We start from the raw sequence: 23810 nt of genomic DNA on the forward strand, positions 1-23810 counted from the left end.
CAAAAATATGTGAAAGGGTGTGACGGATGTACGCAAATATTATTGTTGATATTTCACATGAACAATTAGATAAAACATTTCAATATCATGTACCCGATGCATTACTTTCGCAGATAGATACAGGAGTTATGGTTAATATTCCGTTTGGAAGGGGAAATCGTATTATAACAGGCTATGTTATAGAACTTACATCGAAAGCAGAGTTTGATGAAGAAAGAATAAAAGACATAGACAGTGTCGTTCCTAATCGTGTAAAAGCTGTTGAAGATATGATAAAGCTTGCAGCATGGCTTAAACATAATTACGGCGGAACTATGAATCAGGCTTTAAAAACAGTAATTCCTGTCAAAGAAAAAATCAGGCAGAAAGAAAAAAAGCATATAAAGCTTAATGTTACAAAAGAAGAAGCAAAAGAATTTATAAAAAATGCGAAGAGAAAATCACCGTCAAAGGAGAAACTCATAGAGTATCTTTCTGATAGAGAAGAAGCAGATATGGATGTGCTGAAAAATGAAACAGGCATATCGCCTTCGACAATAAAATCGTTGGAAAACGATGGAATAATACAGATTATTTCAAGGCAGCTATACAGGAATCCTGTAAAAGAAGATGAAATACAGGAAGATAAGATAAGCCTTAATAATGAACAAAAAAATATTGTTGATGATTTTATAGGTGATTATGATAGAGGAATAAGAAAAACATATCTTATTCATGGTGTGACAGGAAGTGGAAAAACTCTCTGCTATATCAATATGATTGAACATGTTGTCAGACAGGGAAAACAGGCTGTTATGCTTATACCTGAAATTGCATTGACATTTCAGACTGTAAAAAGATTTTATGACAGATTCGGTGAGAGAGTTTCAATTCTTAATTCAAGAATGTCCAAAGGGGAGCGTTATGACCAGTTTTTAAGGGCTATGAGAGGTGAGATTGATGTGATAATAGGACCCAGGTCTGCTTTGTTCACACCATTTTCAAATCTTGGACTTATAGTTATAGATGAAGAGCATGAAATGGCATATAAAAGCGAGCAGACACCATCATATCATGCAAGGCAGACGGCAATTCACATAGCGGAGACAAAAAATGCTTCTGTTGTGCTTGGCTCTGCAACTCCGTCGGTTGAAAGTTATTATAATGCAAAAAAAGGCATATATAAGCTTTATGAATTAAAGAACAGAGCTGCGGGGGCAGATATGCCGGACGTTGCCGTGGTAGATTTAAGAGAAGAATTAAAACAGGGGAACCGTTCGATATTTTCAAGAAAGTTAAAAGAACTGATTGAAGACAGAATAAGAAAAAAACAGCAGATAATGCTTTTTCTTAATAAAAGAGGTTATGCCGGTTTTATTTCATGCCGTTCGTGTGGTTATGTCATGAAATGTCCACATTGTGATATTTCTTTGACATCACATAATAATGGCAGGCTTGTATGCCATTACTGCGGATATCAGACTGGGTCTGTTAAGTTATGTCCCAAGTGTGGTTCAAGATATATCTCTGGATTTAAAGCCGGGACACAGCAGGTTGAGGAAATGCTGAAAAAAACATTTCCGGGAATAAGAGTTCTCAGGATGGATATGGATACAACATCAGGTAAGGATGGGCATGAAAAAATAATTTCAGAATTTGCAGCTCATAATGCAGATGTGCTTGTAGGCACACAGATGATTGTAAAAGGCCATGATTTTCCAGATGTTACACTGGTAGGTGTGCTTGCGGCAGATATGTCTTTGTATACAAGCGATTTCAGGGCAGGAGAGAGAACATTTCAGCTGCTTGTCCAGGCGGCAGGGCGTGCCGGAAGAAAAAATCTTCACGGTGATGTTATAATACAGACATATACGCCGGATAATTATAGTATTGTGGCTGCACAAAAACAGGATTATGAAATGTTTTATGATGATGAAATATCATTCAGGAAACTTATGGGATATCCGCCGGTAATGCATATGCTTGAAGTAAAAATTTCATCAAAGAATGAAGGAAATCTTGAAAAATCATGTGATGATATGAAAAAATTTTCAGACATGGCAGACGATAAAAAGCTTTTTATAACAGGTCCCGTTGTTCCGCAGGTATATAAGCTCAATGATATTTATACACAGGTATTATATGTTAAGGCGGCTGATTATGAGAGGCTTACGCAATTTAAAGATAATATAGAAGTGCATGTAAAGGATAATATATTATATAAGAATGTAAGTGTACAGTTTAATTTTGATTAAGGAGGTAATGCATAATGGCATTAAGAAACATTAGAATACTCGGAGATGAGATTTTAAAAAAGCAGGCAAAAGAAGTTACAGAGATGACACCTAAGATTGAGGAATTAATCGATGACATGTTTGAAACTATGTATGATGCAAACGGATGCGGACTTGCTGCACCACAGGTAGGAATAAGAAAAAGAATAGTTGTAATTGACTGCGGTGACCAGCCACTGGTACTTATTAATCCTGAAATTCTTGAGACAAGCGGAGAACAGACAGGTCAGGAGGGCTGCCTTTCTGTTCCAGGAAAAGTGGGCATTGTGACAAGACCCAATTATGCAAAGGTTAAGGCTCTTGATGAAAATATGGATGAAATAATTGTCGAGGGCACAGAACTTCTGGCAAGATGTCTCTGCCATGAAATAGACCATCTTAACGGAATAATGTATGTTGATAAAGCGGAAGGACCGCTTATGGATACAGAGGAGGCAGAAGAAAATTAATGAAAGTTGTATTTATGGGAACGCCTGATTTTTCAGTTGGTACATTAAAGGCAATTGTAGAAGCAGGACATGAAGTTGCAGCAGTTGTCACACAGCCTGATAAACCGAAAGGAAGAGGCGGTGCGATGAGTTTTTCAGATGTAAAGCAGGCAGCTATTGAACTAGGACTTTTAGTGCTTCAGCCGAAACGTGCAAGGGATGAAGAGTTTGTAAATGAACTTAGAAAGATAAATCCGGATGTTATAGTAGTAGTCGCATTCGGACAGATTCTTTCAAAAGAAATTCTTGATATGCCAAAATATGGATGTGTCAATGTTCATGCTTCACTTCTTCCAAAGTACAGAGGTGCATCGCCGATACAGTGGGCAGTAATTGACGGTTGTGAGTATTCCGGCATAACAACAATGATGATGAATGAAGGAATTGATACCGGTGATATTCTTCTTGTTGAAAAAGTAAAGCTTGATAGTAAAGAGACAGGAGGAAGCCTTTTTGATAAGTTAAGCGGTGTCGGTGCTGCTCTTCTGGTGAAAACTCTTGATGAACTTGAAAAAGGTACAGTAAAGCCTGTAAAGCAGAATGAGACTGAAGCAACTCATGTAAAAATGCTTGATAAATCATTTGGTAATATAGATTTTTCAATGGAGGCTGCAAGAATTGAGAGACTTATAAGAGGTCTTAATCCGTGGCCGAGTGCATTTACACATTTCAATGGAAAATTGTTGAAAATATGGGATGCGGATGTTTGTGATGATGTTGTTTGTGAATCATGTGAATCTGTTGTGAACGGAATGATAACACATGTGGACAACAATTCGTTTATCGTAAAATGTGGGGATAACTCGCTTAAAATCAATGAACTTCAGCTTGAAGGCAAGAAGAGAATGAAAACACAGGATTTTTTACGTGGAAATCATATTAATACAGGGGATATCCTTGGAAAATAAATGATTTTTGTGGATATATGTTAGTATTTGGATTTAAGGAGGTAGCAGCTTATGCCATATGGATATTACGGATATTATTTTGACCCGACATATATTTTGATAATTATTGCAGCTATTATATCACTTATTGCACAGTGGAGAGTTAATTCAGCATTTTCAAAATATTCAAGGGTGGCGAGCATGTCAGGAATGACAGGTGCACAGGCAGCAAGAATGATTTTGCAGTCAAACGGAATAAATGATGTGTCTGTACAGAGGATATCAGGTAAACTAACAGATCATTATAACCCATCTACGAAAGTGCTTAATCTTTCGGAATCTGTGTATGGTTCAACATCTGTTGCAGCTATAGGAGTTGCGGCACATGAGTGCGGTCATGCTATACAGCATGCAAGAGGATATTTTCCACTTTCTTTAAGAACTGCACTTGTGCCTGTTGCGAATATCGGTTCACAGCTCTCATGGGTATTTATCATAGTTGGTGCAATTTTAAGCTTTAACCAGACACTTATAACAATAGGTATTATTATGTTTAGTGCGGCCGTGCTTTTTCAGCTTGTTACGCTTCCTGTGGAATTTAACGCTTCTGCAAGAGCTCTTGAACAGCTGGAAAGTAATGGTATACTTTACAGGGATGAAGTAAGCCAGACAAGAAAAGTATTGTCAGCTGCTGCACTTACTTACGTTGCAGCAGCGGCTACAGCAATCTTGCAGCTTTTAAGACTTATAATTCTTTTTGGAGGAAGAGGCCGGAGAGATGACTGATAAAATGCAGGTTAATTTACGACAGGTAGCTATGGAAATACTGTATGAAGTACAGAAGAATAATGGACTGCTTCATGTTGTATTATCGGATGCTTTAAAGAAATACCAGTATCTTGATAAAAATGAGCGTTCATTTATCTCAAGACTTGTACAGGGAACAGAAGAAAGAAAAATAGAACTTGATTATATTATAGACAGTTTTTCAAAAACTCCTGTAAAAAAACAGAAAGATGTTATAAGAATTATTCTGGAAATGTCTGTCTACCAGTTAAAATATATGGACAGTGTGCCGGCTTCAGCAGTCTGCAATGAAGCGGTAAAGCTGGCTGTAAAGAAAAACTTTGGGACGCTTCGCGGTTTCGTGAATGGTGTTTTGAGAAATATAGCAAGAAATATTGATAATATTGAATATCCGGATAAAAGTACGAATACAGATAAATATTTATCTGTAAAATATTCAGTTCCGGAGGAGCTTGCAGGATATTTTCTTAAAAAATTCGGTGATAATGAAACAGAAGAAATGTTTGAAGCATTTAACAAAGATAAGTCAACATATATAAGATGTAATACAAAAAAGACAGATATTGCAGGCCTTACGGCTGCACTTGAGGCAGAGGGAGTTACAGTTACAAATGAAGGCATAGATAAAAGAATTGATTATGCTTTGAAAATATCAGGGTATGATTATCTTGGCGGACTGAAGTCATTTCGCGATGGACTGTTTTTTGTGCAGGATATAAGTTCCATGCTTGCATCACAAGGCGGCTTTATTAAGCGGGATGCGTATGTTATAGATGTGTGTGCCGCACCGGGTGGAAAGAGTATTAATGCTGCTTTAATGGCTGACATCGGACATGTAAGTTCAAGAGATATAAGCGGGCGTAAAGTATCACTTATAAAAGAAAATGCTGAAAGACTTGGGATTGATAATATTACGTATAAAGTATGGGATGCTGTTAAAAAGGATGAAGAAAGTGTAGAAAAAGCAGATGTGCTTATATGTGACCTGCCTTGTTCCGGACTTGGAATTATAGGAAGAAAGCCGGATATAAAGTATAATGTTACATATGAAAAAATAAAAGAACTCGCTTTACTTCAGAGGAAAATACTTTCAACAGTCTGGGAATATGTAAAAAAAGACGGAATACTTATATATAGTACATGTACGGTTACTCCTGAGGAAAATGCAGAAAATACTGAATGGCTTGTGAATAATTATCCATTTGAACTCATTGGAAAACCGGAACAGATTATGCCTCAGGACGGCACAGGAGACGGATTTTACATAGCAAGGCTTAAAAGGACGGAATGACAATGGAAAATATTGATAACAGAATAGATATAAAGTCAATGACAATTGATGAACTTGAAGAACTTCTTGTGTCAATGGGAGATAAGAAGTTCCGTGGAAAGCAGATTTTCTCATGGCTGCATGAAAAACTTGTTGTTTCATTTGATGACATGACTAATTTATCAAAACCGCTACGTGAAAAACTTGAAGAAAAATGCAGAATTACAGCGTTAAAAGCAGAAACTGTGCAGGTTTCAAAAATTGACGGAACATCAAAATTTCTATTTGAATTATATGACGGCAATCTTATAGAAAGTGTTCTTATGAAATATCATCATGGTAATTCTGTATGTATATCTTCACAGGTTGGCTGCCGTATGGGATGCCGTTTCTGTGCGTCCACACTTGATGGCTGTGTGAGAAATCTTACGCCATCAGAGATGCTTGACCAGATATATACGATTCAGAAAATTTCCGGTGAGAGAGTTGATAATGTTGTAGTCATGGGTTCTGGTGAGCCAATGGATAATTTTGATAATATTATCCGCTTTTTAAGTCTGTTAAACAGTGAACAGGGGCTTAATATCAGTGCGAGAAATATTACTGTATCGACATGTGGAATTGTACCTAAGATTATAGAGCTGGCAGATAAAAAACTGCAGATAACGCTTGCAATATCGCTTCATGCTCCTAATGATGAATTAAGAAAAACGATGATGCCCATTGCAAATAAATATTCAATTGAAGAGATTATGGAAGCATGCCGGTATTATTTAAAGCAGACTAACAGACGAATTTCATTTGAATATAGTCTTGTAAAAGATGTTAATGATACAGAGGAGTGTGCACAGCAGCTGATATCGCTTGTGAAAGGGATGAATTGCCATATAAATCTTATTCCGGTTAATCCTATTAAAGAAAGAGATTACAGGCAGTCAGAGCAAAAAGCTATTTATGCTTTTAAAAATAAACTTGAAAAAAATGGAATAAATGTTACTATAAGAAGGGAAATGGGCAGAGATATTGATGGTGCCTGTGGACAATTAAGAAAAAGCTATATAGGCAAATGAATGTAAAGAATGGAGATAACAATGGAAGCATTTGCTTTGACAGATGTGGGGATTGAAAGAAAAATTAATCAGGATTATGTCTATTTTACCCTGAAACAGACAGGGCATCTTCCGAATTTGTTTATAGTTGCTGACGGCATGGGAGGACATAAGGCAGGAGACGTTGCATCAAGGTACACTGTTGATGAATTTGTATCTTTAATAGAAAATGCTACTGAAAAAGATGACATAACGGTTATAAGTGAGGCAGTTACAAAGGTAAATACGATGCTTCTTGAAAAGGCAAAAGAGTCACCTGACTATACAGGAATGGGAACAACTCTTGTTGTTGCTACGATTAAAGATGAAATGCTTCGTGTTGCAAATGTCGGTGACAGCAGACTGTATGTTATAGGTACAGATGGCATACGTCAGATTACAAGAGATCATTCGCTTGTTGAGGAAATGGTTTCTATGGGAGAAATAGACAGAAAAGAAGCAAGAACACATAAAAGGAAAAATATTATTACAAGAGCTATAGGTGGAGACAGTTATGTTGAACCGGAAATGTTTTGCGTAGAACTTATGCCGGATGATATAATTATGATGTGTTCTGACGGACTTACGAATATGATTGAAGACGAAGATATATTTAAGATTGTTAAACAGAATCTGCCGCTTGATAAAACAGCAGAAACATTAGTTGATACAGCTAATAGTAATGGCGGTAAAGATAATATTTCAGTCATTTTAATAAAACCTTAAAAGGTGAAACAGCAAACAGAAATGGAGAATTTTATGTTAAGAAAAGGAATGTTTTTGGCAGACAGATATGAAATTCTGGAACAGATTGGTACAGGTGGAATGTCTGATGTCTACAGAGCAAAGTGTCATAAGCTCAACAGATTTGTAGCAATCAAGGTCTTGAAAAAAGAGTATAGCGAAGATAAGACTTTTGTATCAAAATTCCGTGCAGAAGCACAGGCAGCAGCAGGACTTACACATCCTAATATTGTAAATGTATATGATGTTGGTGATGAAAATGGCATTTATTATATTGTAATGGAACTTGTAGAGGGAATTACCCTTAAAAAATATATAGAAAAGAAGGGAAAGATTCCATATAAAGAGGCTGTAAGCATTGCAATCCAGGTAGCAAAAGGCATGCAGGCGGCTCACAGCCATCATATCGTGCACCGCGATATCAAACCGCAGAACATTATTATTTCAAGGGATGGCAAAGTCAAGGTTACTGATTTTGGTATAGCAAAAGCAGCATCTTCAAGTACAATTACATCTTCTACAATGGGTTCTGTTCATTATATAAGCCCTGAACAGGCCAGAGGTGGTTATTCAGATGAGAGAAGTGATATATATTCATTTGGTATTACACTATTTGAGATGCTTACCGGAACAGTTCCGTTTGATGGGGATTCAACAGTTTCTGTAGCTGTACAGCACATACAGGAAGAGATTCCAAAGCCATCGACAGTTGCCGATGGTATTCCTGTAAGCATTGATATGATTGTACTTAAATGTACACAGAAAAAAACAGAGAGAAGATATCAGGATGCAGCAGAACTTATTGCTGATTTGAAAAAATCTCTTGTGGCACCTGATGAGAATTTTGTTAAGATGATGCCTGTATATAATGCACCTGGTCAGCCTGAAACAGTTCAGGCTGCAGAGGAAAGCAGCGAAAATAATGATGAACAGGAAAATCAGAATAGTAATGAAAGTATGGCAGAAAATAAAAAAGACAGTGAAGATATCGATGATGAATTATTAGATGATGAACTTCTTGACGATGATGACGATGAAGAAGATTCTGATTCCGATGATGACGATGAAGAAGATATTGACGATGAGAATAATGATAAACTTGATAAGATATTCAAGTGGATTGGTGCCGGAATTATAGCATTAATAGTTATTATAACAATATTTGTTGTTGCAAAACTTTTCATAGGTGGTTCTTCAAATAAAAAGGAAGAGGAAACAACAACTCAGGCACAGACAACTACAGCAGCTTCAAAAGAAGATGCTTCAAAGAAAGTTTCTGTTCCTAGTGTTATCGGTAAGACTGAGGAAGAAGCAAAGACAACACTTAATTCACTTGGTCTTGGATATAAGGCGACGTATCAGCCATCGAATACAATCCCTGAAGGAACAGTAATTTCACAGGGAACAAGTTCAGGTACAAAGGTAGCAAAGAATACAACAATAACACTTTCAATAAGTTCAGGTCCTGAAAGTTCATCAGTTCCTAATGTTGTCGGACAGGATCAGGTTGGAGCATCATCGCTACTTGAGTCTGCCGGATTTAAGGTATCGGTAAAACAGTCATACAGTGATTCAGTAGAACAGGGCAAGGTAATAAGCCAGTCACCTTCAGGCAGCACAACTGTATCACCGGGTTCAACTGTAACAATTACAGTAAGCCAGGGCAAAGAGACAAAGATGGTTACAGTGCCAAGTCTTGCAGGAATGAATCTTAAAGATGCACAGAATACTCTTAGTTCATTGGGACTTAATTATAGTATTGAATATAAAGAGGGTGGCACTAAGAAAGATACAGTAATTAATACCAGCCCATCAGCAGGACAGTCAGCTGAGGAAGGCTCATCCGTTAAGATTTATGTAAGTAAAGGTCAGGAGACAACACCTGCTGCACCTGGGAGCGGAGCGGGAAATAATAATTCCGGTTCAGGAAATAATACAGGAAATAACAGCCAGCAGGGTGCTGCAGGCAGTAACTAACAGAATATGGTTTACGGAAAAATAATTAAAGGTATTGCAGGCTTCTACTACGTTCATGTAGAGGCCTGCGGTATTTATGAATGTAAAGCAAAAGGAACCTTCAGAAATAAAAAAATCAAACCGCTTGTAGGAGATAACGTACGTATTGAAATAATTGACGAAGAAAATTTCAAAGGCAATATTGAAGAGATACTTGAGCGGAAAAATGAGCTTATACGTCCCGCTGCGGCTAATATTGACCAGGCACTGCTTTTATTTGCAATTAAAGATCCTGCTCCAAACCTGAATCTGCTGGACAGATTTCTTGTTATGATGGATTACCAGAATGTACCAGTTATAGTATGTTTTAATAAAGTGGAACTTGTAGACGAAAAAGAGCAGGAAAGGCTTCGCAGCATATATGAAAAATGTGGATGCTGTGTTTTATTTATGAGCATATACGAGAATAAAGGCGTAGATGAATTAAAGAAACTTCTGCATGATAAAACAACAATTCTTGCAGGACCATCAGGTGTTGGTAAATCGTCATTTACTAATATTTTACTTGATTCAGATACAATGGAGACAGGCGGAATAAGCAGAATCGGAAGAGGAAGACATACTACAAGGCATTCAGAGATATTTAATATGTATGGAAAGTCATATATATGTGATACACCGGGATTTACTTCACTTATGCTTCCTGAACTGGAAAAAGAGGATTTAAGATATTATTTTCCGGATTTTGAAGAATTTGAAGGTAAATGCAGATTTAATGGCTGTGTTCATGTAAATGAGCCGGGATGTGCGGTTAAAATGGCTGTTGATGAGGGAATACTAAGCAAAGACAGATATCAAAGTTATGTCACTTTGTATGAAGAGTTGAAAAATAAAAAGAAGTATTAATTTCTTTTGAAGAACAAGGAGAAAATTATGAATATTTTATCGCCGTCTATTCTTTCAGCAGATTTTACCAAGCTGGGAGAAGAGATTGAGACAATAGATAATGCCGGGGCAGAATATATCCATGTTGATGTAATGGATGGAATGTTTGTTCCGAGCATTTCTTATGGAATGCCTGTTATAAAGTCAATAAGAAAATCAACAGGCAAAGTCTTTGATGTTCATCTTATGATAAGCGAGCCAATAAGATATATTGCTGATTTTGCTGCATCAGGAGCGGACATGATTACTGTTCATGTTGAGGCGTGTTCGGATGTTGTTGCAACAATTGAGAAAATAAGAGAGTATAAGCTCAAAGTTGGTATAACCTTAAATCCGGACACACCGGTATCAGCTATAAAACCTTATCTTAACAGAGTTGATATGGTATTGATTATGAGTGTTAATCCGGGATTTGGAGGGCAGAAGTTTATTACTTCATCAGTCGATAAGATAAAAGAAGTCAAAAGATTAAGAGATGAGTTGAATCTTTCATATGATATCGAGGTCGATGGCGGAATTAATATTGACAATCTGGCAACGGTTCTTGAAGCAGGTGCCAATGTCATTGTTGCAGGTTCTGCAATTTTCAGAGGTGATGCCGCTGAAAATGTTAAGAAATTTAAGAGTATTATGAGTGTATGGTAATATTTTATGATGAGTCCTGTGACGGTTCTGACAGGACTCAAAATTAATTATGTAAATTAATAAAAAAGTGTTGATATTTACAAAAAACATGTATATAATACAGATAGGAACAGATAAAGTTCTCTTCATCATCTATGATGAGTCCTGTAACGGTTCTGACAGGACGGTAAAATAAAAATTGACCGAGTAATGAGTCCTGTGACGGTTCTGACAGGACGGTAAAATAAAAATTGACCGAGTGATGAAGCTGATTACGAGAGGCTTATAAAAGTCTCTCGTTTCTTTTACCCTGCTTAATCAAGCAGATATTTCCCAAAGGAGAAAATTGAATGATATTATCTGAGAATGATTATCAGATTCTAAAATTGACGGACGCATTTTATAAGGCATACCCTAATCCGCCATATAGAGAGATTTTAAAGAAAAAACAGAGAGCGTATAATTGTTTATTGTTTCAGACTCATTATAATTATTTTATATGTATTCCATATAGAACAGAAATCAGTCATAGATATGCATTTCATTTTACCAATACATTAAGAGCAAAAAAACATAAATCAGGATTGGATTACAGCAAAATAGTTATTATAGAGAAATCAGAATATATTGATTCTACAGATGCGATTATTGATAAAGATGAATTTAATGAGACTATGGTGAATCTTGGACGTATAAAAAAAGAGTCATTAAATTTTGTTGAAGATTATATTGCACATATGAAAGGTGAAAAGCCGTTACATAAAAAAGAATTTGACAGAAGGTATGGTTTTTCTCCGTTGAAATATTTTCATAAAGAATTGGGAATATAAGAAAATCCTTCCTGCATTTCATTCGTGCTGAAAAAACTGTAATTCGTGCAAATTGTTACACAAGATGTTTTATTTTTTATATTATAAATACAACGTATAGCAGAAACAATTAAATAGAAGTACATTTTATTTCAAATGTGAAGGAGGAAACAAGATGAAGAATAAATTATTTACAATTTTAATCGGTCTTGCCATGGTGGCAGCAATTCTACCTGCCTATAAAGTAAAGGCGGAAGAAACAGGACACAAACATTGCATATGCGGTGCACAGCATACAGAAAAAGGAGACCATATAAGCGATACGCAGACAGAGTATTCTACAAGATTGTATATGAAAGACGGAAAACTTATGATGGGTGACGGAGAGTGGGAAACAAGAGAAACTGCTCTTACACCATATGTTTCATATGATGCGTATTCATTGGAAAGCGGAAATTATTATCTTGACACGGACCTTGAGTTTAGTTATGAACTTATAGAAATGCCTGTTCTTTTTATTGACGGAGATGTAAATCTTTGCCTTAACGGTCACAGTATTATACTGGCTTCATCACAAAGTTCTGTAATTGAAGTTATTAAAGGAAAAAGTCTTACTTTGACCGATTGTAAAGGCGGAGGAAATATTTCACACAAAGGTATTTATTCTGCAGGACACGGAATAACTACAGCAGGAACATTTAATATGTATGGAGGAAATATCACTAATAATTTTACATTTGGAGTGACCAACAATATTGCTGATAAGGCCAACAACGGCGGTGGTGTGTTTATTGAACCGAACTGTACAATGAACATGTATGGCGGAACAATCACTAATAACAAAGCTGTAAGCGGAAAGGATTCTTCAACAGGTGAAGCCATTGAAGGACACGGCGGCGGTGTCTATGTTTCAAAAGACAGCGAATTTAACATGTATGGCGGTGAGATTAGTGGTAACAAATCAAATTTAACAGGAGGCGGTGTATACAATCTCGGCACAATGACTGTGTCAGGTGATGCAAAGATTTCCGGAAACGGAAAAAACAGCAGAAATTACAGCAATGCTTATATGGGAGAAGGAGGAACACTCACAATCGGCGGTAAACTGACAGGAAAGATAGGCGTCAGCAAGTATGACAGTAAAGTTGGTGACGTTGTCGTAACAGGTGCCGATGCGGACAAAGATTACAGTGCAATATTTTTTAGTGACAATTTTAACTTCGATGTTAAACATGATGGTAATAATATTGTGTTGATACCACATACACATGTTTTGGGAGAATGGGAACACAATGGTATTTTACACTGGCATGAATGTGAGGTTTGTTCCAAAGTGCTTGATGATGCAGAACATACATGGGATGAGGGCGTAATTACAAAGGAGCCTACAACCGATGCTGAAGGTGAGAAAACTTTCACATGTGATGTATGTAAAGCAACAAAAACGGAAGCGATTGACAAGCTGCCTGTTGTAAATGACGAAATTCAGGATGGCTCAAACAACTCACAGTATACAGATACTTCTGACAAAAATCAGAATAATGGCACAACAGGTGAACAGAATAACGACACGTCTGCAATAACATCTCCAGAGACAGGAGACAAGATGAATCTTGTATTGTGGATTGCCCTGCTGGTTGTAAGTGCAAGTACAGTTATTGGTACGGCTGTTGTAAACAGAAAAACAATATAATATATAAACAATAAAATGTATTAAATTGCAAGGCGGCTATCGGAAACGATGGCCGCCTAAAATTATGAGAGAATAGTATTGAGAAGGTTAGTAAATAATGATATTATTATTACAAAATACAGATAAAAGAGGAAATATGTCTATGCAATCAAAAGTGAATGAAGCGGCAAAAAGAAAAAATTGTGGTTATAATTGTGCCCAGGCAGTGGCATGCACGTATTGTGACATGGCTGGTATTGATGAAGAAACAGCAAAAAATCTTACACAGGGTTTTGCTGCTGGTATTGGAGGCAGTATGGAAGCAACATGTGGAGCGATAATAGGTGCAGTTAGTGTATTAGGTATGATTAATAAAGATGCCGTGAAAACAATGCAGGGTTCAAGAAGAATAATCAATAGATTTAAGGAACAAAATGGTACAGTTGTCTGTAAGGAATTAAAAGGAATAACTGATGGAGTTGTAAAAAGAGAATGTATTGACTGTGTGAAAGATGCAGCGTTATTTCTTGAGGATGAATTAAAATAAGATGGTATTTTGAGCTATACTTTTAATGTGTTATTTAATAATTATCAGAGGATATTTTTATGAAAGAAAATGAAAAAAAATCCAGAATACTTTTACAGCTTTTTATAACATTTATGAAAATAGGCACATTCACTTTCGGCGGTGGTTATGCAATGATTCCGCTTATTCAGAGAGAGACTGTGGTGAAAAGAAAATGGGTAGATGATGAAGATATACTTAATATTGTAGCAATAGCAGAGAGTACGCCGGGCCCCATAGCGATAAATACTTCGACATTTGTAGGGTATCGTGTTGGCGGATTTTGGGGAGCTGTTGTTGGAACGGCTGGCATGATACTGCCGTCATTTGTAATAATACTGGCGATTTCTTTTGTATTGAAAAGATTTCAGGATATACAGATTGTAAAGTATGCATTTAATGGTGTACGAGCTGGTGTACTGGCACTTATAATAAGAGCATTGTGGCTTATGTACAAGAATGTTAAAAAGTCAGCTGTGACATATATAGTTATGGCTGCAGTATTTGTTTTAAGTGCATTTGCTGATGTTAATGTAATTATTGTTATAGCATGCTGTGCATTATTTGGACTTATAACATCTTATATAAAAACAGGAAATGAGAAGCAGAATATATGATATATATCAGATTATTATGGACATTTTTTAAAATAGGTGCTTTTACATTCGGAGGAGGCTATGCAATGCTTCCGCTTGTAGAGAGTGAAGTCGTGGCACATGGGTGGATGGATGAACAGGATATCGTTAATTTTATAGCGGTCAGCGAAAGTACGCCGGGCTCATTTGCTGTAAATGTTGCTACATATGTAGGAGAAGAAGTTGCCGGTATTGCCGGTTCGGTATGTGCAACACTTGGTGTTGTGCTGCCGTCGTTTATAATAATTCTCATAATAGCCGGATGTTATAAGAAATTCAGGGACAGCGGCATTATAAAAGGGTGTATGAGCGGACTTAAACCAGCAGTTGTCGGACTTATCGGAGCTTCAGTTATATCAGTAGGCAGGGAAGTATTTATTCCTGATGGATTAGCAGTGGGAATTTTTAAGGCAGCAGGTACATATGTTTCCGCAGGAATACTTGTGATTGCACTTATTTTGTCATTTAAAAAAGTACATCCGATTATAATAATCATTTTAAGTGCAATATTAGGGATAGCAGCCGGATATATTGCATAAAAATAAGAAATGTACATTTTACCATATATGTGATATACTATATTCTATTGTATTATGACATTAAATACTTTTAAAGGAGAAAATAAATTATGAAACTTGGTATCGTAGGTCTGCCAAATGTTGGTAAGAGTACATTATTTAATTCACTTACAAAAGCCGGAGCTGAGTCTGCAAACTATCCGTTCTGTACAATTGATCCTAATGTTGGCGTTGTTACAGTTCCAGATGAAAGACTTGACAGACTTGCAGCACTCTATAATTCAGCAAAGATTACACCTGCTGTTATTGAATTTGTTGATATTGCCGGTCTTGTTAAAGGTGCATCAAAAGGTGAAGGACTTGGTAATCAGTTCCTTGCAAATATCAGGGAAGTTGATGCGATTGTCCATGTTGTAAGATGTTTTGAAGACAGCAATATTGTTCATGTAGATGGTTCAATTGACCCATTAAGAGATATTGAGACAATTAATCTTGAGCTTATTTTCTCAGATATGGAAGTTCTCGAGAGAAGACTTTCTAAGCAGAAGAGAGCATCATATAACAATAAAGAGATTGCAAAAGAATGTGATTTGATTGAGAGACTTATTGCGTTCCTTGAAGCAGGCAATCTTGCAAAGAATTTTGAACTTGAAGATGAAGATGAAGAGGCATTTTTCAAAGAATACAATCTTCTTACAGCAAAGCCTGTAATTTTTGCGGCAAATGTAACAGAGGATGATCTGGCAAATGATGGTGCTGATAACAAGTATGTTCAGGCAGTACGTGAATTTGCAGAGAAAGAACATTGTGGAGTATTTGTAATCTGTGCACAGATTGAGCAGGAAATTTCAGAACTTGATGATGATGAGAAGAAGATGTTCCTCGAAGACCTTGGACTCAAGTCTTCAGGACTTGACAAGCTTATTTCAGCAAGCTACAGTCTTCTTGGACTTATCAGCTATCTCACAGCAGGTGAGACAGAGACAAGAGCGTGGACAATTACTAAGGGTACAAAAGCACCTCAGGCAGCCGGAAAGATTCACAGTGATTTTGAGAGAGGCTTTATTAAGGCAGAAGTTGTATCTTATGACGATTTAATTAACTGCGGTTCATATAATGCTGCAAAAGAAAAAGGTCTTGTAAGAATGGAAGGAAAAGAATATGTTGTTAAAGATGGCGATGTTATTCTTTTCAGATTCAATGTATAAAACCAATTTATAAAGAATTATAAAAATTTTGTGAAATATATTACAAAATAAAAAAACTATATATTGTGGACTTTACTACGTTAATACACTATATAAATATAAACAGAGCAGATATTGAGGAATTTCCAATATTTGCTCTGTTTTTTTTGTACAAAAAAGACTTGTATTTTATCTAAAATAAGTATAAAATTGACCATAAAGTGGTGGAAAGTGGTAGCAAATGGTTTAAAGTGGTAAATGGAGGCACGAAATTATGTTTATGGGAGAATATAACCATACAATTGATGCCAAAGGGCGTCTTATTGTACCGGCGAAGTTCCGTGAAATATTAGGTGATAATTTTATTGTTACCAAAGGTCTTGACGGCTGCCTTTTTGTTTACCCGAATGATGAATGGACCAGATTTGAAGAAAAGCTGAAAAGCTTACCACTTACTAATAAAAATGCCAGACAGTTTACACGTTTTTTCCTTGCCGGAGCAGCGGCATGCGAAGTTGATAAACAGGGAAGAATACTTCTCCCACAGGTTTTAAGGGAGTTTGCCAGTCTCGAGAAGGACGTTGTGCTTGTCGGAGTTGCAAGCAGAATCGAAATATGGAGCAGAGAACGCTGGGATGAATCTATGAATACATATGATGGTGACATGGATGAAGTGGCAGAAAATATGGAAAGTCTGGGATTTAGTATATAGCAGTTTACTAAGTGTAAAGGAAAGATTCGGATATGGAGTTTAAGCACAAATCAGTTTTATTGGAAGAGACAATTGAAAATCTGAATATAAAGCCGGATGGTATTTATGTGGATGGAACGCTTGGCGGAGGCGGACATTCATATGAGATTGCTAAAAGACTCACTGCCGGAGGAAGACTTATAGGAATAGACCAGGATGCAGATGCGATTAAGGCAGCTACAGACAGATTAAAGGAATTTGCTGACAGGGTTACGATAGTAAGAAATAATTATTGTAATATTGCAGATGTACTTGACGAACTGGGAATAGTCAAGGTTGACGGAATAATACTTGACCTTGGAGTTTCATCTTATCAGCTTGATACAGCTGAACGTGGATTTACATATAATGTAGATGCACCTCTTGATATGAGAATGGATCAGAGGCAGCAGATAACAGCAAAAGACATAGTAAATACATACAGTGAATTTGATTTATACAGAATAATCCGTGATTATGGAGAAGATAAATTTGCAAAAAATATTGCAAAACATATAGTTGCAAGACGTACTGAAAAGCCAATAGAGACAACATTTGAACTCAATGATGTCATAAAGGCAGCTATACCGATGAAGTGCAGGATTAACGGAGGACATCCCGCAAAAAGGACATTTCAGGCAATAAGAATAGAATTAAATCATGAGCTTGATGTTCTTGAAAATTCTATTGATACAATGATAGACCGCCTAAATGCGGATGGAAGATTATGTATTATTACATTCCATTCTCTTGAGGACAGAATTGTAAAAGTAAGATTTAAAAATAATGAGAACCCATGTACATGTCCACCAGATTTTCCGGTATGTGTATGTGGAAAGAAATCAAAGGGAAAGGTTATTACAAGAAAACCGATACTTCCGTCTGAAGAAGAACTTAGTGTTAATTCACGTTCGAAAAGTGCTAAGTTAAGAGTGTTTGAAAGAGCAGGGGAGGCTTAAAAATGGCTGGTAGGAGAGTTGAAAATCAAAGAAGACAAAAATATGGCACAAGTTCATATGTGAGTGGAAATACAGCAAGAAAACTTGCAGCTGCACCACAGAGAAGATATGAAGAATATGATATACCTAAGGAAGTTGAAATAACAGAGGAAGACCGGATTGCCATCAGAAAGAAGCGTAAGGCAATACATCGTGCCAACAGACTTAATTTCCTGTATACAGTCGGAGTGTCAGCTATTATTATTACAATATTTGCAATATGCTTACAATATCTGAATGTCCAGTCACAGGTCAAGACAAACTCAACAGCAGTTACAAAGCTTCAGTCAGAACTTAATGAACTTACTAATTCTAATGATGAACTTGAACTTGAAATTAATGCAGGCATAGACTACGAACAGATTTATAATACAGCTGTAAATGAACTTGGAATGGTTTATCCTGAGAGAGATCAGGTTATTACATATGATGCGGGAGTAAGTGAGTACGTAAAACAGTATCATGATATTCCATAAGAGTATATTACATTTGATATATGGGAGAATTCGGAACGCATATGAATAACGAAGAACTTAGACGTAATAAATACAGAAGAAAAAAGGCAATGCTTAGGAAAGTACAAAACAAAATGGGCGTTGCCTTTTTTGTTATAATTCTTGCACTCTTTGCATTGGCAGTGAGAATACTTCTCATCAATTATAATCACGGAGAAGCTTATTCTAAGACGGTACTTGACCATCAGAGTTATACATCTACAACAATACCTTACAAGAGAGGTCAGATTCAGGATGCTAATGGAACAGTTCTTGCGTATAGTGAGAGAGTATACAACCTGATACTTGACCCGAAACTTATATTGTCTGATGAAAAGTATAAAGAACCGACACTTACGGCATTGACAGAATGTTTTGATTTAAAAAGAAGTGATCTTGAGTCAATTCTTGCAACTAAAAGCACAAGCCAGTATGAGAAGCTGTTAAAAGAGCTGACAAAAGATGAAATCTCAGAATTTGAGAACCGTGTGGAAGATACAAAAAATAATCCATATATAAAAGGTGTGTGGTTTGAAGACAGCTATATAAGAAAATATCCATTTTCTACACTGGCGGCCGATGTAATTGGATTTGCAAGTGCTGCAAATGGCGGTGAGCTTGGGCTTGAAAATTATTATGATGAGGAACTGTCCGGAACCGATGGTATTTCATACAGTTATGTAGGTGAAAATCTTGATGTTGAGACACAGGAGAAAAAAGCTGAAGATGGCTATAATCTTGTGACAACAATAGATTATAAAGTACAGAGCATAATTGAAAATAAAATAAAAGAATTAAATGCCGAAAGACCATCAAAGTCAACGGCTGTAATTGCAATGAATCCAAAGACGGGGGAGATTCTTGCAATGGCAAGTTATCCGACATTTAATCTTAACAATCCGAGAGACCTGAGTGGTGTGTACACACAGGAAGAATTGAGCACAATGACTGATATAGAGATGACTAATGCCATGTATGCATTGTGGAGTAATTATTGTGTTTCTACTATATATGAGCCGGGTTCAACTTTCAAGCCATTTACGGTAGCAGAGGGACTTGAGGAAGGTGTTATACATGATGGCGATACATTTTACTGCGGCGGTTTCATGGAAGTCAGCGGAAGCATAATCAACTGCCATGAACACAGCGGACATGGTACTGTTACAGTAAAAGAAGGTCTTATCCAGTCATGTAATCCGACTATGATGCAGATTGCAGCAAAGCTTGGTGGTGTGAAAATTGCGAAATATGAGGCACTTTTTGGATTTGGTAACAGGACAGGCATTGATTTGCCGGGCGAGGAAGCCGGTCTTACAATCGGTGAGAAGATGAAAGTCATTGATGCAGCATGTAACTCTTTTGGACAGAATATCAATGTAAATATGGTTCAGATGGCAGCGGCATTTTCATCACTTGTAAATGGTGGTAATTATTATCAGCCTCATATAGTAAAAAGAATTGAAAAGAGTACAGGAGAAGTCGTAAAAACGATAGAACCTAATCTTGTAAGACAGACTGTAACATCAGAGACATCACAGCTGCTACGCACATATTTAAGAGCCGGCGTAGATGAAGGACTTGCCAGAAAGTCAGGTGTTGCAGGATATGCTATCGGTGGTAAAACGGGAACGGCACAGAAACAGCCGCGAGAAGATAAGAAGTGGGTTGTATCTTATATAGGATGTGCACCTACTGATGACCCACAGCTTGTGTTGTATACAGTAATTGATGAACCATTTGAGACAAACGGAACATCAGGAAGTTCTCTTGATGCACTTAATCTTTCAAGAAGTATCTACGAGGAGGCTCTTCCATATCTTAATATTTATAAAGATATTAAGGCAGAACCGGTTGATACAACCAATAGTGCAGTTGAATCAACTGTAGAACTTCCAGATACAACAAATACAAATAATAATTAAAAAGAGTGATTATATCCGTTATATAGTACATAAAATTATGTAAGCCACTGACATATCAGGAGATGTTTATGAAAAACCGTGATGAAGGCATGGTTAAGACTTATCACCGCAAGAAGCTGCTGGTTAGTATTACATGTGTGATTCTCGCACTCTTACTTATAAGCATAAGACTTTTATATGTATGTGTATTCCAGTCATCGTACTATCTTGAAAAGGCACAAAAGCTGCATGAAAGAGAGCGTGACATAAAAGCGTTAAGAGGTGAAATCCTTGACAGAAACGGAGTTGTGCTTGCATCAAACAAAACAGTATGTACCGTTTCGGTTATACATAGCCAGATTACACAGCCACAAGAAGTAATACAAATGCTTGTAAAAGAGCTTGACATTACGGAAGAAGCTGCAAGAAAGAGGGTTGAGAAAGTATCCTCAATTGAGAGGGTGAAGACAAATGTAGACAAAGAGACCGGTGACAGGATAAGAGAATATAATTATTCAGGTGTCAAAGTGGATGAAGATTATAAAAGATATTATCCATATTCAAAATTATGTTCCAAAGTTCTTGGGTTTACAGGAAGTGACAATCAGGGGATACTTGGACTTGAAGCGAAATACGACGCATATCTTTCAGGTACTCCCGGGCAGATACTCACACTGACTGATGCGTGGGGGGTTGAGGTGAAAAATGGTAATGAAGAACGTGATGAACCTGAAAAGGGGAGTAACCTTTATACCAGCATAGATATTAATATACAGTCATATGCACAGCAGCTTGCACAAAAAACTCTTGAACAGAAACAGGCAAAAAGCGTTTCAATAATCGTTATGAATCCTGAAAACGGAGAGATTCTCGCTATGACAAATGAACCGGAATATGATTTGAATAACCCGTATGAATTAAACAGTGATTTGCTGATATCATCAACAGGAACATCAAAAATGGATTTATTAAATAATATGTGGAGAAATTTCTGTATTAATGATACATATGAACCAGGCTCAATATTTAAAATGGTGACAGCAACTGCCGCACTTGAAACGGGGAGTGTAACATTAAATGACCATTTCACATGTGGAGGAAGTGCTATTGTTGCTGACAGAAAAATAAGGTGCCACAAGACGACAGGACATGGAACACAGACGTTTACACAGACCGTAATGAACTCGTGCAATCCGGCATTTATAGAGTGGGGAAGAAGAGTCGGAACTGAACGGTTTTTTGAGTATATGGGAAAACTTGGGCTGCTTGAAAAGACAGGAATTGATATAGCAGGTGAAGCATCGACAATCATTCACAAGCAGGAAAATGTAGGTGAAGTTGAACTTGCAACAATGTCTTTCGGACAGTCATTCCAGATAACACCGCTTCAGATGCTTCGTGCTGCAAGTGCAATCATAAACGGCGGAAATCTTGTCACACCTCATTTTGCAGTTAAAAGCGTGTCAGAGGCAGATGGAACAGCGGTTGAATTCAATTATGAAATTCAAAGTAATGCCATAGAAGAAAAAACAAGTCTTATGATGAAAGATATTCTCAGGCAGGTAGTTGAAGAGGGAGGCGGTAAAACTGCAACCTCGCAGAAACTTCCGCGAGGCTCGGGAAAATATATTTCAAGCTTCATCGGATTTTCACCTGTTGATAATGCAAAGGTAATAGCAATGTGTCTTATTGATGAACCACAGGGCATATATTATGGCGGAACAATCGCGGCACCCGTTATAAGGGAGCTTTTTGAAAATATACTGCCTTATCTTGAAATACAGAATAATTGAGAGTAAAATGTGAACATAAAAGCGAATTTAAAGCATGCAAGGGAGAAAGCTGAAATGTTAGATTTAAAAAATAAAAAGATTATGGTCGTAGGAGCAGGAATAAGCGGAATCGGAGCAGTACATCTTCTTAATCAGGTAGGAGCTGATGTTGTATTGTACGATGGTGGTTCAAAACTTAGCGAAGACGATGTGATAAAGAAGTTAAATGGAGATAAAGCACAGATTATTCTTGGCGAATTCAGCAGAGAGTATATGGAAGGAATAGATATGCTTGTCATAAGCCCGGGCGTACCTATAGATAATCATGTGGTTGTAGAATTTAAAAAGGCAGGCGTTCCGGTATGGGGAGAAGTTGAACTTGCATATAATTATGATAAAGGAACGGTGCTTGCAATAACAGGTACTAACGGAAAGACAACAACAACAGCACTCACAGGACAGATTGTCGGAGCATGGGCAAAAAAGACATTTGTTGTCGGCAATATTGGCAATTCTTATACAAAAGAAGTGTTAAATTCAGATGAAAATTCATATACAGTGGCAGAAATAAGCAGTTTTCAGCTTGAAACAGTGCATGAATTTGCACCGAAGGTAAGTGCAGTTTTAAATATTACACCAGATCATCTTAACAGACATCATACAATGGAATGTTATGAACAGACAAAAGAAATGATTGCAGCTAATCAGACAAAACAGGATACATGTGTACTTAATTATGATGATGAGCGTTTAAGAGAATTTGGCGAAAACAAGTGCAAAGCATCTGTTGTATGGTTTTCAAGTAATGGAAAGGTTCCGGTTGGTGCATATGTTGATGGTGATATGATTAAATATACAGACGGCACATCTACACAGGATATTATTAATGTGCATGATATGAATCTGCTTGGAAAGCACAATTATGAAAATGTTTGTGCGGCTGTAGCAATAAGCAAGGCAGCAGGTGTGCCTGATGATATTATAGTAAATCAGGTACGTGTATTTAAAGCAGTTGAACACAGAATTGAATATGTTGCGACAAAAAATGATGTAATGTATTACAATGATTCAAAAGGAACAAATCCGGAAGCGGCAGTCAAAGCAATTGAGGCAATGCAGCGTCCTACAATTCTTATCGGTGGAGGATATGATAAAGGTTCTGAATTTGATTTATATGTAAAAGCATTCAAGGATAAAGTGAAGCTTCTTGTGCTTATAGGTCAGACAAGTGAAAAAATTGCCGCGACAGCCAAAAAGTATGGATTTGATTCAATTATTTATGCTGATTCAATGGAAGAAGTTGTAAAAATATGTGCACAGAATGCGAAACCAGGAGATGTAGTGCTTCTTTCTCCTGCATGTGCAAGCTGGGGAATGTTTGATAATTATGAACAGCGTGGAAGAATGTTTAAAGATTATGTAAATGCACTTTAAATATTATAAATTA

The 23810-nt window shown here is 36.8% G+C and carries 22 protein-coding genes; all 22 read left to right on the forward strand.

Features of this window, described 5'->3' with window-relative positions:
* The first annotated feature begins 26 nt into the window (after positions 1-26).
* The 22 genes from priA to murD all read left to right on the forward strand — a co-directional run bounded on the left by priA (position 27) and on the right by murD (position 23797).
* Positions 27-2234, forward strand: a complete 2208-nt coding sequence (priA, locus tag WMO38_RS12790) for a replication restart helicase PriA (protein ID WP_349162966.1) — start codon at positions 27-29, stop codon at positions 2232-2234.
* 14 nt (positions 2235-2248) lie between these two features.
* The gene (gene def, locus WMO38_RS12795) at positions 2249-2722 is read left to right on the forward strand and encodes a peptide deformylase (RefSeq protein WP_021866140.1); all 474 of its coding nucleotides are present in this window, start codon (positions 2249-2251) and stop codon (positions 2720-2722) included.
* Entirely contained in the window at positions 2722-3669 is a 948-nt protein-coding gene (gene fmt, locus WMO38_RS12800; RefSeq protein WP_349162967.1) for a methionyl-tRNA formyltransferase, read from the forward strand. Before def ends, fmt begins: the two co-directional genes overlap by 1 nt.
* 51 nt (positions 3670-3720) lie before the next feature.
* Positions 3721-4434: a zinc metallopeptidase gene (locus WMO38_RS12805; RefSeq protein WP_021866138.1), complete on the forward strand. Its 714-nt coding sequence runs from the start codon at positions 3721-3723 to the stop codon at positions 4432-4434.
* Entirely contained in the window at positions 4427-5746 is a 1320-nt protein-coding gene (gene rsmB / locus WMO38_RS12810) for a 16S rRNA (cytosine(967)-C(5))-methyltransferase RsmB (protein WP_021866137.1), read from the forward strand. Before WMO38_RS12805 ends, rsmB begins: the two co-directional genes overlap by 8 nt.
* Positions 5747-5748: 2 nt before the next feature.
* Complete coding sequence (gene rlmN, locus WMO38_RS12815; protein ID WP_186836982.1) at positions 5749-6795, forward strand: dual-specificity RNA methyltransferase RlmN; 1047 nt, start codon at positions 5749-5751, stop codon at positions 6793-6795.
* 21 nt (positions 6796-6816) lie between these two features.
* Positions 6817-7539 carry a Stp1/IreP family PP2C-type Ser/Thr phosphatase gene (locus WMO38_RS12820; RefSeq protein WP_021866135.1) on the forward strand — a complete coding sequence of 241 codons (723 nt, stop codon included), beginning with the start codon at positions 6817-6819 and terminating at the stop codon, positions 7537-7539.
* A 33-nt stretch (positions 7540-7572) separates the two neighbouring features.
* Complete coding sequence (gene pknB / locus WMO38_RS12825) at positions 7573-9534, forward strand: Stk1 family PASTA domain-containing Ser/Thr kinase (RefSeq protein ID WP_349162968.1); 1962 nt, start codon at positions 7573-7575, stop codon at positions 9532-9534.
* Positions 9535-9540: 6 nt separating this feature from the next.
* On the forward strand, positions 9541-10419 hold the full coding sequence (gene rsgA, locus WMO38_RS12830; protein WP_349162969.1) for a ribosome small subunit-dependent GTPase A: 879 nt from the start codon (positions 9541-9543) through the stop codon (positions 10417-10419).
* 27 nt (positions 10420-10446) lie between these two features.
* Complete coding sequence (gene rpe, locus WMO38_RS12835; protein ID WP_021866132.1) at positions 10447-11103, forward strand: ribulose-phosphate 3-epimerase; 657 nt, start codon at positions 10447-10449, stop codon at positions 11101-11103.
* 329 nt (positions 11104-11432) lie between these two features.
* Complete coding sequence (gene tenpIN, locus WMO38_RS12840; protein ID WP_349162970.1) at positions 11433-11912, forward strand: type III toxin-antitoxin system TenpIN family toxin; 480 nt, start codon at positions 11433-11435, stop codon at positions 11910-11912.
* A gap of 154 nt (positions 11913-12066) precedes the next feature.
* Entirely contained in the window at positions 12067-13584 is a 1518-nt protein-coding gene (locus WMO38_RS12845; protein ID WP_349162971.1) for a hypothetical protein, read from the forward strand.
* Positions 13585-13726: 142 nt separating this feature from the next.
* On the forward strand, positions 13727-14110 hold the full coding sequence (locus WMO38_RS12850; RefSeq protein ID WP_349162972.1) for a C-GCAxxG-C-C family protein: 384 nt from the start codon (positions 13727-13729) through the stop codon (positions 14108-14110).
* Between the two features lie 59 nt (positions 14111-14169).
* On the forward strand, positions 14170-14745 hold the full coding sequence (locus WMO38_RS12855; RefSeq protein WP_349162973.1) for a chromate transporter: 576 nt from the start codon (positions 14170-14172) through the stop codon (positions 14743-14745).
* Positions 14742-15302 carry a chromate transporter gene (locus WMO38_RS12860; protein ID WP_349162974.1) on the forward strand — a complete coding sequence of 187 codons (561 nt, stop codon included), beginning with the start codon at positions 14742-14744 and terminating at the stop codon, positions 15300-15302. Before WMO38_RS12855 ends, WMO38_RS12860 begins: the two co-directional genes overlap by 4 nt.
* 89 nt (positions 15303-15391) lie before the next feature.
* The gene (gene ychF / locus WMO38_RS12865) at positions 15392-16489 is read left to right on the forward strand and encodes a redox-regulated ATPase YchF (RefSeq protein ID WP_021866126.1); all 1098 of its coding nucleotides are present in this window, start codon (positions 15392-15394) and stop codon (positions 16487-16489) included.
* A 253-nt stretch (positions 16490-16742) separates the two neighbouring features.
* On the forward strand, positions 16743-17180 hold the full coding sequence (mraZ, locus tag WMO38_RS12870; protein WP_021866125.1) for a division/cell wall cluster transcriptional repressor MraZ: 438 nt from the start codon (positions 16743-16745) through the stop codon (positions 17178-17180).
* A gap of 32 nt (positions 17181-17212) precedes the next feature.
* Entirely contained in the window at positions 17213-18157 is a 945-nt protein-coding gene (rsmH, locus tag WMO38_RS12875; RefSeq protein WP_349162975.1) for a 16S rRNA (cytosine(1402)-N(4))-methyltransferase RsmH, read from the forward strand.
* A 2-nt stretch (positions 18158-18159) separates the two neighbouring features.
* Positions 18160-18672 carry a hypothetical protein gene (locus WMO38_RS12880; protein WP_349162976.1) on the forward strand — a complete coding sequence of 171 codons (513 nt, stop codon included), beginning with the start codon at positions 18160-18162 and terminating at the stop codon, positions 18670-18672.
* 41 nt (positions 18673-18713) lie between these two features.
* Positions 18714-20612, forward strand: coding sequence for a peptidoglycan D,D-transpeptidase FtsI family protein (locus tag WMO38_RS12885; protein WP_349162977.1), 1899 nt, complete (start codon positions 18714-18716; stop codon positions 20610-20612).
* Between the two features lie 68 nt (positions 20613-20680).
* Positions 20681-22384, forward strand: coding sequence for a peptidoglycan D,D-transpeptidase FtsI family protein (locus WMO38_RS12890; RefSeq protein ID WP_349162978.1), 1704 nt, complete (start codon positions 20681-20683; stop codon positions 22382-22384).
* Positions 22385-22438: 54 nt separating this feature from the next.
* The gene (gene murD, locus WMO38_RS12895; RefSeq protein WP_349162979.1) at positions 22439-23797 is read left to right on the forward strand and encodes a UDP-N-acetylmuramoyl-L-alanine--D-glutamate ligase; all 1359 of its coding nucleotides are present in this window, start codon (positions 22439-22441) and stop codon (positions 23795-23797) included.
* The last annotated feature ends 13 nt before the right edge of the window (positions 23798-23810 follow it).

Source organism: Lachnospira hominis (ex Hitch et al. 2025) (assembly GCF_040096395.1).
In the GTDB taxonomy this organism is placed as follows: Bacteria; Bacillota; Clostridia; order Lachnospirales; family Lachnospiraceae; genus Lachnospira; species Lachnospira hominis.

Coding starts and splice junctions, on each gene's coding strand:
- priA (WP_349162966.1), top strand. CDS start 27: ATGTACGCAAATATTATTGTTGATATTTCACATGAACAATTAGATAAA.
- def (WP_021866140.1), top strand. CDS start 2,249: ATGGCATTAAGAAACATTAGAATACTCGGAGATGAGATTTTAAAAAAG.
- fmt (WP_349162967.1), top strand. CDS start 2,722: ATGAAAGTTGTATTTATGGGAACGCCTGATTTTTCAGTTGGTACATTA.
- WMO38_RS12805 (WP_021866138.1), top strand. CDS start 3,721: ATGCCATATGGATATTACGGATATTATTTTGACCCGACATATATTTTG.
- rsmB (WP_021866137.1), top strand. CDS start 4,427: ATGACTGATAAAATGCAGGTTAATTTACGACAGGTAGCTATGGAAATA.
- rlmN (WP_186836982.1), top strand. CDS start 5,749: ATGGAAAATATTGATAACAGAATAGATATAAAGTCAATGACAATTGAT.
- WMO38_RS12820 (WP_021866135.1), top strand. CDS start 6,817: ATGGAAGCATTTGCTTTGACAGATGTGGGGATTGAAAGAAAAATTAAT.
- pknB (WP_349162968.1), top strand. CDS start 7,573: ATGTTAAGAAAAGGAATGTTTTTGGCAGACAGATATGAAATTCTGGAA.
- rsgA (WP_349162969.1), top strand. CDS start 9,541: ATGGTTTACGGAAAAATAATTAAAGGTATTGCAGGCTTCTACTACGTT.
- rpe (WP_021866132.1), top strand. CDS start 10,447: ATGAATATTTTATCGCCGTCTATTCTTTCAGCAGATTTTACCAAGCTG.
- tenpIN (WP_349162970.1), top strand. CDS start 11,433: ATGATATTATCTGAGAATGATTATCAGATTCTAAAATTGACGGACGCA.
- WMO38_RS12845 (WP_349162971.1), top strand. CDS start 12,067: ATGAAGAATAAATTATTTACAATTTTAATCGGTCTTGCCATGGTGGCA.
- WMO38_RS12850 (WP_349162972.1), top strand. CDS start 13,727: ATGCAATCAAAAGTGAATGAAGCGGCAAAAAGAAAAAATTGTGGTTAT.
- WMO38_RS12855 (WP_349162973.1), top strand. CDS start 14,170: ATGAAAGAAAATGAAAAAAAATCCAGAATACTTTTACAGCTTTTTATA.
- WMO38_RS12860 (WP_349162974.1), top strand. CDS start 14,742: ATGATATATATCAGATTATTATGGACATTTTTTAAAATAGGTGCTTTT.
- ychF (WP_021866126.1), top strand. CDS start 15,392: ATGAAACTTGGTATCGTAGGTCTGCCAAATGTTGGTAAGAGTACATTA.
- mraZ (WP_021866125.1), top strand. CDS start 16,743: ATGTTTATGGGAGAATATAACCATACAATTGATGCCAAAGGGCGTCTT.
- rsmH (WP_349162975.1), top strand. CDS start 17,213: ATGGAGTTTAAGCACAAATCAGTTTTATTGGAAGAGACAATTGAAAAT.
- WMO38_RS12880 (WP_349162976.1), top strand. CDS start 18,160: ATGGCTGGTAGGAGAGTTGAAAATCAAAGAAGACAAAAATATGGCACA.
- WMO38_RS12885 (WP_349162977.1), top strand. CDS start 18,714: ATGAATAACGAAGAACTTAGACGTAATAAATACAGAAGAAAAAAGGCA.
- WMO38_RS12890 (WP_349162978.1), top strand. CDS start 20,681: ATGAAAAACCGTGATGAAGGCATGGTTAAGACTTATCACCGCAAGAAG.
- murD (WP_349162979.1), top strand. CDS start 22,439: ATGTTAGATTTAAAAAATAAAAAGATTATGGTCGTAGGAGCAGGAATA.